Annotated in this window: 13 protein-coding genes, 1 tRNA gene and 1 pseudogene; 6 read left to right on the top strand and 9 right to left on the bottom strand. The window is 50.7% G+C overall.

Translation table 11 applies throughout. From position 1 onward, the window contains the following. The first annotated feature begins 105 nt into the window (after positions 1 to 105). On the top strand, positions 106 to 1917 hold the full coding sequence (gene recJ, locus ACHZB8_RS06780; RefSeq protein ID WP_316859503.1) for a single-stranded-DNA-specific exonuclease RecJ: 1812 nt from the start codon (positions 106 to 108) through the stop codon (positions 1915 to 1917). 167 nt (positions 1918 to 2084) lie between these two features. Next, positions 2085 to 2159 (top strand) — tRNA-Glu (locus tag ACHZB8_RS06775). 519 nt (positions 2160 to 2678) lie between these two features. Here the strand turns inward: ACHZB8_RS06775 and ACHZB8_RS06770 are convergent. The 7 genes and pseudogenes from ACHZB8_RS06770 to ACHZB8_RS06740 all read right to left on the bottom strand — a co-directional run. Continuing rightward, positions 2679 to 3758 (bottom strand): annotated as a pseudogene (locus ACHZB8_RS06770) (recombinase family protein); the annotation flags it as partial. 2 nt (positions 3759 to 3760) lie between these two features. Next, positions 3761 to 4045 (bottom strand): hypothetical protein, encoded by a 285-nt coding sequence (locus ACHZB8_RS06765; RefSeq protein WP_316859502.1) that lies wholly within the window; start codon positions 4043 to 4045, stop codon positions 3761 to 3763. 566 nt (positions 4046 to 4611) lie between these two features. After that, positions 4612 to 5061, bottom strand: a complete 450-nt coding sequence (locus tag ACHZB8_RS06760) for a hypothetical protein (RefSeq protein WP_316859501.1) — start codon at positions 5059 to 5061, stop codon at positions 4612 to 4614. A gap of 134 nt (positions 5062 to 5195) precedes the next feature. Then, positions 5196 to 5600, bottom strand: coding sequence for a hypothetical protein (locus ACHZB8_RS06755; protein ID WP_316859500.1), 405 nt, complete (start codon positions 5598 to 5600; stop codon positions 5196 to 5198). A gap of 86 nt (positions 5601 to 5686) precedes the next feature. Continuing rightward, entirely contained in the window at positions 5687 to 6253 is a 567-nt protein-coding gene (locus tag ACHZB8_RS06750) for a hypothetical protein (protein WP_316859499.1), read from the bottom strand. A 599-nt stretch (positions 6254 to 6852) separates the two neighbouring features. Then, a complete protein-coding gene (locus ACHZB8_RS06745; protein ID WP_316859498.1) occupies positions 6853 to 7179 on the bottom strand; it encodes a hypothetical protein in 327 nt (108 codons plus the stop codon). Between the two features lie 3 nt (positions 7180 to 7182). Further along, on the bottom strand, positions 7183 to 7737 hold the full coding sequence (locus ACHZB8_RS06740) for a hypothetical protein (protein ID WP_316859497.1): 555 nt from the start codon (positions 7735 to 7737) through the stop codon (positions 7183 to 7185). A gap of 259 nt (positions 7738 to 7996) precedes the next feature. On the opposite strand from ACHZB8_RS06740, the gene ACHZB8_RS06735 reads away from it, so the two are divergent. Next, on the top strand, positions 7997 to 8263 hold the full coding sequence (locus ACHZB8_RS06735; protein ID WP_316859496.1) for a hypothetical protein: 267 nt from the start codon (positions 7997 to 7999) through the stop codon (positions 8261 to 8263). A 214-nt stretch (positions 8264 to 8477) separates the two neighbouring features. On the opposite strand, the gene ACHZB8_RS06730 is transcribed toward ACHZB8_RS06735, so the two are convergent. Next, on the bottom strand, positions 8478 to 8939 hold the full coding sequence (locus tag ACHZB8_RS06730) for a plasmid mobilization protein (protein ID WP_316859495.1): 462 nt from the start codon (positions 8937 to 8939) through the stop codon (positions 8478 to 8480). 38 nt (positions 8940 to 8977) lie between these two features. On the opposite strand from ACHZB8_RS06730, the gene ACHZB8_RS06725 reads away from it, so the two are divergent. Then, a complete protein-coding gene (locus ACHZB8_RS06725; RefSeq protein ID WP_316859494.1) occupies positions 8978 to 9124 on the top strand; it encodes a hypothetical protein in 147 nt (48 codons plus the stop codon). 436 nt (positions 9125 to 9560) lie between these two features. Here the strand turns inward: ACHZB8_RS06725 and ACHZB8_RS06720 are convergent, their stop codons facing one another. Further along, positions 9561 to 9695: a hypothetical protein gene (locus ACHZB8_RS06720; protein ID WP_316859493.1), complete on the bottom strand. Its 135-nt coding sequence runs from the start codon at positions 9693 to 9695 to the stop codon at positions 9561 to 9563. Positions 9696 to 9827: 132 nt separating this feature from the next. Here ACHZB8_RS06720 and ACHZB8_RS06715 point away from each other — a divergent pair, with 132 nt between their 5' ends. Both ACHZB8_RS06715 and ACHZB8_RS06710 read left to right on the top strand, forming a co-directional pair. Continuing rightward, positions 9828 to 11039, top strand: a complete 1212-nt coding sequence (locus ACHZB8_RS06715) for an SIR2 family protein (protein ID WP_316859492.1) — start codon at positions 9828 to 9830, stop codon at positions 11037 to 11039. Continuing rightward, positions 11036 to 12907: an ATP-binding protein gene (locus tag ACHZB8_RS06710; protein ID WP_316859491.1), complete on the top strand. Its 1872-nt coding sequence runs from the start codon at positions 11036 to 11038 to the stop codon at positions 12905 to 12907. The genes ACHZB8_RS06715 and ACHZB8_RS06710 overlap by 4 nt, the downstream gene beginning before the upstream one ends. The last annotated feature ends 7 nt before the right edge of the window (positions 12908 to 12914 follow it).

Below are 12914 nucleotides of genomic sequence, written 5' to 3'. Positions count from 1 at the left end.
AAGGGCAGGCCTGTATGGCCTGCCTTTTTTATGGCTTCGAGTCACCAACATGCTAAATTTGCAAAAACCACATGATTCTTCGCCAATAGAGAAGTAAGCCCGCTAATGCTCTCCCAAACATCCGAAACCAAACCCTTTTTGGGTGTCCGACGATCAGCACGGGAAAGATGCTGGACCGAGCGGCTGGATTTGCGGGGAATAGAGCTTGCCAATGCCATTGCACAAGGGCAGGGGCTCCCTGACATCGTGGCGCGCATCATTGTTGGCCGCGGGCAAACTCTCGATACCGCGAAGTCCTATATGGATCCCACGATCAAGGATCTAATGCCGGATCCCTCTTGCATGACGGATATGGATGTCGCCGCGGAGCGCATTGCAATTGCGATCAGAAAGAGAGAGAAGATCGCGATTTTTGGCGACTATGATGTCGATGGAGCAACCTCAAGCGCACTCATGGCCTTGTTCCTTCGCCATTGTGGCTGCGAAGCAAGCATCTATATTCCGGATCGGATCTTTGAGGGGTATGGCCCAAATCCAACCGCCATTGATCAACTGATCGACGAAGGGCATCAACTGATCTTGACCCTTGACTGCGGCTCGACTTCCTTTGACGCTCTTGAACGGGCAAAAGAGCGCCAGATAGATGTTGTTATTCTCGATCATCACCAGGTTGGCGAGGCACTTCCTCCATGTGTGGCATTGGTCAATCCGAACCGTCAGGATGACTTGAGCGAACTTGGGAATCTGGCTGCGGTCGGCGTGACCTTCATGACCGTCGTTGCCGTTAATCGGTTGTTGCGTCAGGATGGTTTTTTCCCCCGTCGATGCCCCGCACCAGACCTCTTGGCGTGGCTTGACCTCGTCGCTTTGGGCACGGTCTGCGATGTTGTCCCGCTAACAGGCCTCAATCGGGCCTTTGTCGTAAAGGGCCTCATGGTCATCCGGTCCAATAGCAACCTCGGGCTCAGCGCACTTCTTGCCATTTCGCGCGTGTCCGGACCGGTCAATCCCTATCATCTCGGCTTCATGCTTGGCCCCCGCATCAATGCCGGAGGGCGTATAGGCGATGCTGCATTGGGCGCAAAGCTTTTGACATCATCCGACCCTCAGGAAGCAGAAGTCATAGCCGCTGAATTGGAGCGCCTCAACAAGGAACGTCAGGCGCTTGAGCAAATCATGCTGGAGGAGGCCAACGCACAGGCTGAAGCCGACCTCATGTCCGATCCCGACTGCGCTGCAATTGTGGCGCATAGCAAGGACTGGCATGCCGGAATTGTCGGGCTTCTTGCATCCCGCATGAAGGAGAAATTCGGCAGACCGGCCTTTGCCATAGCCATCGGCGCTGATGGCAGGGGAACCGGATCGGGACGCTCGATTTCGGGCTCAGATCTTGGCGGAGCGGTAAGGGCGGCTCACGCGGAAGGATTGCTGGTCAAGGGAGGAGGTCACGCAATGGCCGCCGGCTTGACCATCGAGCAGGAGAAAATCGACGAGTTTCGCCATTTTCTGGATCGCCAGCTCAGACAACAGGTCCAGCAATCGAGGTCCAATGATGTCTTGGAAATAGATGCTGCAATGAGCGCGACCGGTGCGACGGAAGAGCTTGTTTCCATGCTGGAAAAGGCCGGGCCCTATGGTGCGGGCAATCCCGAACCGGTTTTCGTGTTTCCCGCACACAAGATCGCATTTGCAGATATCGTGGGGCAGGGTGGTCATGTACGCTGCACCCTCGCCAACAATTCGGGTGGCAAGATCAAGGCCATATGTTTCAGGGCCGCCGATCAGGAAATCGGCAGGCTTCTGCTGGAAAACCGGGGGCAGAGCCTTCATGTCGCAGGAAGCCTCTCGCTCGATTACTGGCAGGGCCGACCATCGGTGCAGCTCAGGATCATCGATGCCGCAGAGATACTTGCTTGATGACCGAGCAAAACGGAGCCCCCCGAGTTTGGTCTCAAATTAATGTCGTGCAGCATAAACAAGCCTTTGGACAATTGGCTTTGACACCCGAAAATTTGACGGCTTTGCTCTGAAGAGGCTTGAACTTTTATCGAAAGCTTTCTATAAAGCGCTTCACCGATTGATGAGCGCCCTTCGTCTAGCGGTTAGGACGCCGCCCTTTCACGGCGGTAACACGGGTTCGAGTCCCGTAGGGCGTACCATTCCCGAACAAAACTGGGCACCTTAGACGTGTTTAGTTTTTCGGGGGTGCTAATAGCATGCGTCAGAGCATGTTTTGATCCGGTGATCTTCACTTCATTATCATTCAGCACGATCTGTTCTATGAACAGGTTCAAATATGCTTTTTGCATGCCCTGATTTCCGCCGAAAAACTTTTCGCGCATGAGTTTGGCAAAAGCTTCCAACTTCTCGGGCGTGATGGCAAGATCGTCATTGCTGATCTGTCGCGACAAGATCTCTATCTGCTCTCCCAACTCGTCTCGGTATGCTTTTGTTTTGGTGATGCGTTCCTTGAGCTGCGGATCATTAAGGTCAATGAGACCTTCTTCGATCGCTGCATACAGGTTTGAAAGCGCGGCCGCTTTTGCAGAATGCTCTTTCTTGAGTTGGGCCAGCTTCTGTTTAAGAGCTTCTTTGCCACCGTTCGAACGATCCATGATTTCCTGAAGAGTTAGGTAGAGCCGTTCCGGGGTAAAAAGCTTTTGGGCCAGTTCTTGCAGGATCATGTCATCCATGAAGTCCATGCGAATGCTTCTGCCCGGGCAAGCTGTTTTCCCCTTTCTGGCGCATGTAGAACAGGCATAATAGCGATATTGACCGCTTTTTCCGGTCCTCAAAACCATGCTGCCGCCACATGTGGCGCATTTCAGGAGACCCGAAAGCAAAGTTGGTCCGCTGACCACCCGTGGCGGTGTGTTTTGGGGACGCTTGTCTTCCAATGTCCTCTGCACCTTATCGAACACAACCTGTTCGATGATTGGAGGCACATCAACGGGAATCCATTCCTCACGCGGTTTGATTTCCCGTGTCTTGCTGTCCAGGCGGTTGAAGTAGTGGGTACCGGTGTAGATTGTTCGTTGCAAGATGTCGTGAACGTGGCTCACGTAGAACATCTTTCCTCGACGCTTGATGCCTCTATCATTGAGATGATTGACAATGGCTTTCACGCCCAGTGGCCCACTGACGCCTTCTCCATTTATGTATAGGTCATAGATCCTACGCACCAATGTGGCTTCGTCCTCGTCAATGGCGAGTCTTTTCTTGACCCGGTCTCCCCTTTTCTCCGCCTCTATTGTGCAATATCCAAATGGCGGCTTCCCGCCATTCCAGTATCCTTGACGGGCATTCTCCAGCATGGTCCGCGTCGTGTGTTTTGCTGTCTCCGCGGAGTGGTAGGCATCACATTTGGTGATAAAACTGCGGATGAGATCGCCTTGCGGACTATCGGCAATTTCCTGCGTCATTGAGATCAATGACACGCCATGCTTTTGCAGCCGACGGCGATATGTTTCGAGATCATAGTCATCTCGGAAGAAACGGCTGAATGAATGCACGAGCACGGCATCAATCGGTTTATCAGAGCGGCAGGCAAAGGCGATGAGTTCCTGGAAAACCGGGCGATGATCATTTGTTGCCGAAGCCCCGGGTTCGACGAATTCTCTTACTAGTTCCCAGTCTCTCTGCTCGCAATACTGTCTTGCATGACGAAGTTGATCAGGGATAGAAAGGTCTTTTTCCGCCTGACGACTGGTCGACACTCGACAGTATAAAGCGCAGTTCCTGATCTTTGTATCTGTCATCGTCATTCTCCCATGATCCGTTGAAGGTCGCGATCGAGGTGGTTCAAAATCAACTGAATTTCTTCTTCGGTCACTTCGAAAGATGCTGCCCAGTCACTGGTGACGGTCAGGCTGCTATTCTTTGGCTGCTCTCTGTGACCGGCCGAGTTCAATGCGTTTTTCGCATCTGCCGTGGTTGTCGGCTGATGTAAACAATCCAAATTTTCTGGTTTCGGACTTGATGACATTGAAGGACAAACCGAGTTTGATGTTTTGTCGGCAGCGATTTTCAGGCGCCGACAGGGCATCAACGAAGTGAGTCCGTTTGAAAAATTTAAAAATATTTTCTTCGATTTTTATTCAAGCTATTGAATTGTTTGAATAAAGTCCGTCCTTCTTTCCAGTTGTGCTGGATTCGACGCGGGTGAGTTTCATGCAGGCCGCATGTTGAGCCAGAAATTCGGAAAATCAGGATCCTGCTATCAAGGCAGGCAACTGCTTTTGCTGTAGGGGTCGATTTTTGGTCAGATTTTTTGGCAGATTTTGGCTTCTGGTAAAAAAAACGTGAATCCGACGACATGGGTTCGTTTGGCTGGAAATCAAAACACATTCTTCCATTCCTGCGCAAAGTGCTGAAATGGTTGAGCAATTTTCTTTCTGGCACATTTTCAGAAAGTGGGCCCTGCATAAAAGCTCATGACCGCGCTCAGAGGATTTAGAAACGTCCAGCCTTCTGGGCATGGTGTCGTCCCGCCAAAAAACATGAATTTTCAAAATCCATGTTTTTTGGCTGCGATGCTTTGGCGATTGCAGTTCTTCGAGCCGGCCGAGAGACCCGATGTGGTCAGGTCACCACCTGACTTGAGGCTGGCTATTATGGTGTTTCGAAGAGGCAGAAAGACATGCCATCCGCCGAAACTGCGTACCGGTCACTCAATCCAGATTCTTTAAGGTCCTCGTCAGGCCTATATGGGATGAAATATTCGACCACCAGCATGCTGCAGGTATCAGTCACGGTTGGAACGTAATTTATTCTCGGGAAATGATCGTCGTCTTCGTCACTGTCGTAGAAGAAGTCATCTTCGCTGAGCCGGGTTCCCGTTGCTGCTTCGAAGGCGACGAGGAGTTGATGGAGGCGCTGATCTTCTTCTTCCGATAGTTCGGAATTGAAATCGAAATAGCCCTTGATCTTGCCACCCTCAGCTCTTGTGGAAGCGATTATGCTGGCGACTTCGTCAGGTTGGAGTGTTTTGCACTGCAACGGTCCTTCGACGAAATTCTGGACGCAAATGAATGATCCCATGCTGATGAAAAGGTCTTTCATGACCAATTGTCTCCTGAAATGCATGCCTGACTATAGGCGGTTGTTGGTATTGGGATTGTGAGGCTACTGAGCTTGTGGCCGTTTCGGTCCTCGCCCGCAGAATGGGCGAGGTCGAATGGATGCCGATGTTGCGTTCAACGCGAGCTGCGTGTTTGAGCGTGTTGCGCCTCGGCGGCCAATAGATCCAGAAATCGATTGGCAAAATACTGAGCTTCTTGCAGATCAGCGCGGACACTGGCGTAGGATGAAGCCAAAGGATCGTCCGCGTCGAGGATAGGTAGTGCTTCAAGTAAATCGTCGACAATTTCGTCAAATTGCCGATCCAGAACACGGCGATTGCTGACAGCATCGATCAGGGCATGTAATGGCCTGATGTCGTCGAAAATATCGCCGACTGCAATATCGGGCAAAGAGGATAACGCCTGTCTAGCCGCGCAGATTGCATCGGCTCCAATATCGAGGATGCGGCTGGCATCGGTCGAGCGCTGATCGACGAGAAGCGAAATATTGTGGCGATAGGTTTCAGGTATAAGGGGCATATAGTCATCCTTTTCAAAATGAATGGGTTGGTGATTTGTCCGGCCGACACCGTGGCTGGTCGGACAAATCTCAGACCACACTGTGGCTACTGCTGGGGATCGGGTTTTGGGATGGCAATCGGCGCTGGGATAATCATCCCGGACATTTGGTGGCCAGATCTCTTGGCAAGCGGGGCTTGTCGTTTGAGCATATCGGCTCGTCCTTCTGCGCGCTCAACGTTGGTGGCATGGATAAGAGCTCTAAGGCGTTCCAACTGAACGAGCTCGTCACCAACCAACCGACCAAGGACTGGTGTTCCACCCTTGTTGAGTGCAAAGCCTTCATGGTTGACAGAGACAATCACAAGGCCACGCAGATTGTAGACTGTCGGCTGCGTGAGACCTGCAGCACTAAAGGCGGCAGAATGCTCGACGCGGATTTGGGGTCCGTGGTTGAAAGTTGTCCCGATGTCATGTCCCCGTGCGAGAGTCAGATAACGGGTGCCGACATAGATTGCCTCGTCAACGATGAGCCATGGCAATGCCTTCTTGGGTGGTTGTGGAGGATTGTCGAAATGCTCTGAAGGCATCTCGAAGGCAACAATGTCGCCACAGCTGACAGAGTCTTGCCAGTTGCTGGCGTGCTTCGTGGATAAATTATTGGCGGTGGTCATGGATTTTCTATTCCTATGTGGTTCTCCGCCTATCCATTCCTCCCATCTGTTTTGCAGACCAATCGGGTTGAATGTGGCGTCACCCGGATCGCCTCATGAAAGCAGATTGGTCGATATCTCCCTCTTCCGTTTCGTAAGACATCACCGCTCATATCCTCTGTCGCGGCGGCGTTTTTTAGGGGGGATTTCACCGCCGGTGGGTTTGCTTTGGGCCTGAGCGCTCGATGATTTGACAGGCGGAGCCTGCCGTTTATCGTTTGTGGGTTGCGAGACCGGGGCTGTACGTCGTGGCGGTCGAGATTCTTCAGTTTGCGCCATTTGCTCTGTCATCCGACCGTGGAGCTCGCGACGAGGCGCAGGCGCGGCGGAGTTCGTGTGACCGCTATTGTTCCCAGCTTTTCGGCCCACCGGTGGCCGATTGTCGTGGTTGCTGGCGTCAGCAACATAATCGTCACCGTCAATGATCTCACCTGTCTCCAGATCAATTCGGCGTTCGAATTCGGCCGCATCAAGGTGGTCAAAGGAGCGGGCGTGCTTCCTTTTCGCTCGTTCTTCTTGCGCTCGCTGTCGCTGTTGTCGAAGCTCGTAAATTTTCATGATTATTCCGACGAAGCGGCTTGCTCGAGGCTTTCCAGAGCCTTGAACGCTTGAGACAAGCGGGCCCGACTTTTCTGGTCGTTCGGATCGCCAGCCCAGCCAATCAAGGCAACGTTGTAGGCCATCTGACATGTTTGAAAGGCCTTGAATGAGGCTTCGAGCGCTTCTTGCCGTTCTATCAGCAAGTTGACGGTATCCCGCAGTGCTTTTCTCTGCTCTTCGTTGGGCCCGTTCAATTGTGTCACTAATTCTTCGATGGATGACATCAACTCGCGCTCGAGTGGCGTCAGCAAGGTGGGTTGACTGATATCTTGATGGTTTTGAGGCATCGGTCAAAACTCCACTTTCGAGCATTGAGGCTGTCGACCGGTCGGCAGCATCAAGCAGTTGGCCATCTCGCCGGTTTTGATATCCATGATCAGATATCGGCCTGGCAGGTGGAGGGACATTGGTTTGCCTTGCTGCAGATGGTCCTGCTGGGTCGGCACCAGAAGCCAGAAGATCACCGGCATTAAGAGGATCGCCGCTGCCGCCATCATCTTTTGTCTCTTCATCTGCGTTCCCAATTGATCCAAAGCTTTCGTAGTTTTCGTCTGTTTGTTGAAGATCATCGTCAGGATATCTGACAGGTTTTCCTGGAACTCCTCGTTTTGGGTCAGATGCTGTTGCTTCTCGCTCCGTTCCTGGTTCAATTCCGCCTCGAATTCGCTCGTGAGGTCTTGGATACCGGCTTTGATTGTATTCTGTGCGTCGTTCAATATGTCGTCCAAGTCTTTCTTGAAGCTCTGCGAGGCTGATGTCATCAAGTCTTTTTGGCGGTTCTCCGCCTCCTGTTGCTGCCTGAGCAATTGCTCGTGCAATGGCCTCGTTTCTTGTCCATCCTTCATGGTATATTCCTCCTTGCATGCGGATGCCTTTTTTGAATGCGGGTAATTTTACTGTGATGAATTTTTTCTTGATGCGTGGGACCTCAAAGCCACCTTTCATCAGGGCTTCGATCATCTCTGACCGGTCGTTGATGGTCCCGGCGACTATCTCGCTCACAATCCAGTTATGGATCTCATCCCGCATTTTGGCCTTGCTTGGGCTTTCCTTGACAATCTTTAGGTCTCTGGCGCGGGAAGGGTCTTCAGGATCCGCCCAGCCATGGCGCTTGTTCAGCACGTCGCGCAGGCTGTTGAAGGCTTTTTCAAACCCTGGCGGGCACGGATTGAGCGATTTACCCGATATCAGCTCGAGGCGAGGCAGACAGAAATGCAGCTCGACCTTGCCTTCGTGCGTGTGCCTGACCCAGAGAATATTATATTGTTCGGGTTCGAGGCCGGCGAACGACAGCTTTTCAATTTCGTCCATCACGACCTGTTGTTGCTCTTCAGTCGGATTATCTTCTGGCGTAAAAGCAACAACGCCTGATACATAGGCCCATTTGAACGGGGAGCTGTCGATCAAGTCGCGCGTTATATTGGGATCCCCACGCATAATGTCTGGCGGCGGATCTCGGCGTTTGATGATCACGTTGCCATTCTCATCGCGGAGAATGTTGCGAATTTTATCATAGGCCAAACCATCTAACGCTATGAGATAATTAACCGGAGCTGCGCCGCCACCCTGACCCGCGTCGAAAATATCAATGATCATTGCCGACCTCCTTTTTGGAGTGAGACAGGCGGATGGATGCGAGTTGCCGATCAAGAGAGACAAGGGTGGTGAGGATGTCGATCGCGTCGAGTTGGCGCATGTCGCCATGGCGACGCGCAGCATTTATGCCGCGGGCAATCTGGTTGCAATTTGTGCCAATGGCATGGATTGCAACGAGAAGCTTCTGGTCGACTTTCGGAGGTGGTCGGCGTGTGCGTCTGGGGCTTTCGATCAGCCCCAACGCATCACGCAACAGCTCCGAAGTCGACTTGCGCTGGGCCTTGGCCGAGGCGATAAGCTTCTCTTTTTCCGCGGCTGTGCAGCGTATTGTAATCACCTTGGTACGGTGGTTTACACATGCGCTGTCGGTGGGGTTCGAAGGGGAGGTTTGCCTCCCCTCGCAAGGCCCCGTGTAATACACGGGTTTCCTTGCTGTCTTCTTTTCACTCATACATCTGCCCCCGCTCTTGTGTGTGGTTGGAGGATCAGATGCTTGTGATTTTCGCGGTGTTGGAAGGCTGTCGTTACGGCCAGATGATGGTTTCGGCAATCCGGTTGGGGTCGCTTTTGACCTTGCTGTCCGGCAAAACAATCCTTGCCGAACTTGCGGATAATGCGGGGGTGGTTTCCAAATGACCACCATCTGCCGGAGTAGTCTTGACCGACTTGGTTGCTATGGTTTCGAGAGCAAAAATGCATGTATCGTCTCCTGATCAAATCACGTTTGAAGAGAGACGGGATACCGACAATATGAATCCGGACTGCAGGATCAGACGATCAGATCGTCTCTCTGCAGGGGAAGTGAGTCCGTTTTCGAAAAATAAAAATCGAATTTAAAAATAATTTGGAGCTGAAGATTTACGGTTCTCTGACCAACTCAAATCGGGGAGGCGGGATCATGGCTGGCTGAAGACAGCCTTGATCAATGATGATTTCAATCGCTGAGGATTGGTATGGTGGGGTCAGGGATTTCTTGCTCGCCATTCTTCCCAAACCAGCTGCCATTTCTGTCAGATGCGAGATCTTTGACGCCGCAGGTCAAAGCGACCATTCAAGGGACCTGGAGGCGTATTTAGGCATAGGCTGCCGGTTCGGGCGGATTGCTGACATTTCCTGCTGCTGCGAGATCTACAATGCCGCGGGTCGAAGAAGACAATCGCAGGATGTCTGCACCGTTTGTTGTTACGCCAATTGCGGCGATAGCCATATCTTGCTCTACAAGTGCGAAAGTAGTTTTGATGGGAACAGTCAGATATCCCCTTTAAAAAGCAGCTTTTAGTTGTATTGCAGGTAAGATGCCCTAGAGTTGGAACAATCATCAATTTTGGGGGAGGGGTAAATGTCGGACGAAGCCATCGATATTGCAGAACAGTTTGAAAAAGCAATTCGGACGCCGAAACAAACATGGCTTCTAGCCGCTGGCGCTAGCTTCATGTCCAATATTCCCTTGATGTATCCGCTAACAAGGCGAGTATTGGCGTTGGCAAGGACAGAGTTCTTCAAAGATGAGGATGAATTACTCTCCGTAATTAATTTTATTGCAGGAGACATCGAAAAGGAAGCGCACATAGAGGTTTTCTTGACTCATTTGGCCGATTTGATCTCAATGTCGACACGCTCTCGCGATCACACTGTACAGCTGGGGGGTGAAAAAGTCAGCTTTGATACTCTGACGCAGTTACACCACGGGCTTTTGGAGATTATTTCTGATACAATCCGGTGGGGTTACCGTGAGAATTGGAACGAGAAAGGGGAACTCGAGGATCCTGATGTCGGCAATTCTGAAAACCCAATCGTTACTGTAAAACACCACCTTAGTTTTGTGAGAGCCGTCTTTGGACAAAGTCGGGCTGGACTTGAAGCACTGCGCGGGCCAGTAGAGTTTTTTACAACCAACTATGACACGTTAATCGAAGATGCTCTCGCATTGTGTGGTATTCCTTATGATGACGGATTTTCTGGTGGAGGAGTCGCATTCTGGGCTGGCTATGGCCGCGATACAAGCCGGGCTTCAAAGGCTAGAATTATCAAATTACATGGCTCAATCGATTGGGTGGCACCCAAAGAAGGTGCTTCTCGGCTTCTTAGAGTCAGACATCATGACACTTATCCTGCACCTAAAAACCAAGTGGTAATTTATCCGCAATCTACAAAATACGTAAACACTCAGCTAGACCCTTTTGCAGCATTGTTTCAGCGGTTTCGCGCAAACCTTGCAGATGGTTCGGAAAGGGTTCTATTGGTTTGCGGATATTCCTTCGGAGATGAGCACATTAATCAGGACATTGAAGTTGCGATGTCCGCTCCGGATAGCCAGCTAACGCTAGTTGCATTCTCAGAAGAAAAAGATGCGCTTCCTACTATCCTTGATTTCTGGAGGAAGTCTTCTTGGGGCGAAAGGGTCTACGTCGCTTCAACTAAGGGGCTGTATAACGGTGATCGTGGCCCGTTCTGGGAGAAAGATGGTGGACGTGATTGGTGGACGTTCGATGGTGTCACGGGAATACTTTCAGGTGGTCTACCTACAGATATTCAGGAGGCAATGGCATGACAGAATTCGCAGTAGAGTCAGGCCTTGAGATTGGAACAGTATTCGAAGTCTCTGGGAATTCCATCAAGATTGCTCTCGATAAACGCATTACAGAATTGACAAGAGGCTATCGGGGGAGAAGTTATTCCGTTGGCCAGCTTGGCAGTGTTATCAAACTGCATATCGGTAGAAAGGTTGTCTTTGCGACGGTTAGTCTTTTACGTCTTCAGTCTGACGAGGAGGCTGCCGCGATTGCAGCCTCAACTGGAAGCGCTGTATCTACATTTGACAAGCGAGTCATTGAAGCTGATTTACTCGGAGAAGCTTGGTGGCAACCAAGAGAGCAAAAGTTAGATTTCCGTCGGGGTATAAGTACATACCCGCTCCCTCTACAATCTGTATTTTTAATGACAAAAGCAGAAACGGAACGGCTCTACGCAAGCGTTGAAAGCGCTCGGGACGACAATATAGATTGTCATGTCGCAATAGGTGACTATGTCGGAGCTACTCGAGTTGCATGTCGAGCTAATATTGATAAACTTTTTGGTCAACACAGTGCAATCTTAGGTTCCACCGGTTCCGGCAAGTCAGGTACGGTCGCTTCTATTCTGCACTCGGTGATCGCCCACCAAGCTGTTGAAGGGCGCATTTCCAATCCCCACATTGTCATTATTGATCCTCATGGGGAGTATTCTGCCGCCTTTGGAGAGGAAGCGTCGCTGTACAGAGCATATGACGCTCCAAATGAAGCCGCAGTTGGACATACTAATTTGAAACTTCCGTTTTGGCTTATGTCGAGCGATGAGTTTCGTTCTTTGGTTGTTGGTAAGACCGAGAACGAAGCCACATCACAATCAAACATCGTTTATAAGGCTCTCACTCACGCACGGATGGTTGAAGCAGGCTTGATATTGCCCGTAGAAGATATCGATCTTGCGACGCTTGGAGCGGATCAACATCCACAGGAACCGATAGTTATTCCTTCAGACAACCCCGCGGAATTGGCTGCACGTAAACTAGCAATCGCGAACTTTGATAGAGATAAGCCGCGTCCCTTCAGGTTGGCAGAATTTGTAGCTCATATCAGTGAACTACAGACCAAACGTTACTTTAAAGGAAAATGGGACGATGAAACTGACGGGGCAAAACAAAAGTTCTCTTCAATACTAGATAAAGTAAATGTACTGAGTTCTGATACAAGGATTTCATTTCTCCTAAACGATCATCTCGACGAAGAACGACCATTGACACTTTCTGATGTTCTTTCTCAGTTTCTGTCTATTGCTGGAGAACTACAGACAAAAATCAAAATCATCGATATTTCCGGCCTTCCTAACGAAGTTGCAGGACCACTTACAGCATCGATCGCGAGATTGCTATTTCAGTATAAGCTTGCCCAAGACCGAGAGGGCCGAGAACGAGATCCTATCTTGTTGGTTTGTGAGGAAGCGCATCGCTATGTTCCTGATCGAGGTGAAGCACAATACGCTGTCGCGCAAGACGCCGTGCGCCGCATCGCCCGCGAGGGACGAAAATATGGCCTAGGCCTTATGTTGGTTTCGCAACGTCCCGCAGATGTTGAAGGCACTGTAATTTCACAGTGCAATTCGTGGATCGTTTTGCGGTTGTCAAATAGCTTAGACCAACAACACGTAAAGCGTTTTCTTCCTGACAGCCTCTCCAACATGACCTCCATTTTGTCTTCTCTACCCAGACAAGAAGCATTGTTTGTCGGAGAAGCAGCCGCATTACCCGCTAGAATTAAGATTAGATCACTGCCGAAAGAAAAGCTTCCAGATTCCAACGATATTTCATTTGTTGCAGGGTGGTCACAACAACTTCAAAATAGGGATGTATTGGACGAGATAGCTTCTAGGATGCAGAATTGACCCAAGA

The organism is uncultured Cohaesibacter sp. (genome assembly GCF_963556055.3).
GTDB lineage: Bacteria > Pseudomonadota > Alphaproteobacteria > Rhizobiales > Cohaesibacteraceae > Cohaesibacter.
This window is presented reverse-complemented; position numbering and strand designations above follow the sequence as displayed.

Bases quoted from the DNA above. Each gene is read 5' to 3' on its own strand.
- recJ (WP_316859503.1), top strand. From the start codon at position 106: ATGCTCTCCCAAACATCCGAAACCAAACCCTTTTTGGGTGTCCGACGA.
- ACHZB8_RS06735 (WP_316859496.1), top strand. From the start codon at position 7,997: ATGGCGCTTGTTCAGCACGTCGCGCAGGCTGTTGAAGGCTTTTTCAAA.
- ACHZB8_RS06750 (WP_316859499.1), bottom strand. From the start codon at position 6,253: ATGACCACCGCCAATAATTTATCCACGAAGCACGCCAGCAACTGGCAA.
- ACHZB8_RS06755 (WP_316859500.1), bottom strand. From the start codon at position 5,600: ATGCCCCTTATACCTGAAACCTATCGCCACAATATTTCGCTTCTCGTC.
- ACHZB8_RS06760 (WP_316859501.1), bottom strand. From the start codon at position 5,061: ATGAAAGACCTTTTCATCAGCATGGGATCATTCATTTGCGTCCAGAAT.
- ACHZB8_RS06730 (WP_316859495.1), bottom strand. From the start codon at position 8,939: ATGAGTGAAAAGAAGACAGCAAGGAAACCCGTGTATTACACGGGGCCT.
- ACHZB8_RS06765 (WP_316859502.1), bottom strand. From the start codon at position 4,045: ATGCCCTGTCGGCGCCTGAAAATCGCTGCCGACAAAACATCAAACTCG.
- ACHZB8_RS06725 (WP_316859494.1), top strand. From the start codon at position 8,978: ATGCTTGTGATTTTCGCGGTGTTGGAAGGCTGTCGTTACGGCCAGATG.
- ACHZB8_RS06715 (WP_316859492.1), top strand. From the start codon at position 9,828: ATGTCGGACGAAGCCATCGATATTGCAGAACAGTTTGAAAAAGCAATT.
- ACHZB8_RS06710 (WP_316859491.1), top strand. From the start codon at position 11,036: ATGACAGAATTCGCAGTAGAGTCAGGCCTTGAGATTGGAACAGTATTC.
- ACHZB8_RS06740 (WP_316859497.1), bottom strand. From the start codon at position 7,737: ATGAAGGATGGACAAGAAACGAGGCCATTGCACGAGCAATTGCTCAGG.
- ACHZB8_RS06745 (WP_316859498.1), bottom strand. From the start codon at position 7,179: ATGCCTCAAAACCATCAAGATATCAGTCAACCCACCTTGCTGACGCCA.
- ACHZB8_RS06720 (WP_316859493.1), bottom strand. From the start codon at position 9,695: ATGGCTATCGCCGCAATTGGCGTAACAACAAACGGTGCAGACATCCTG.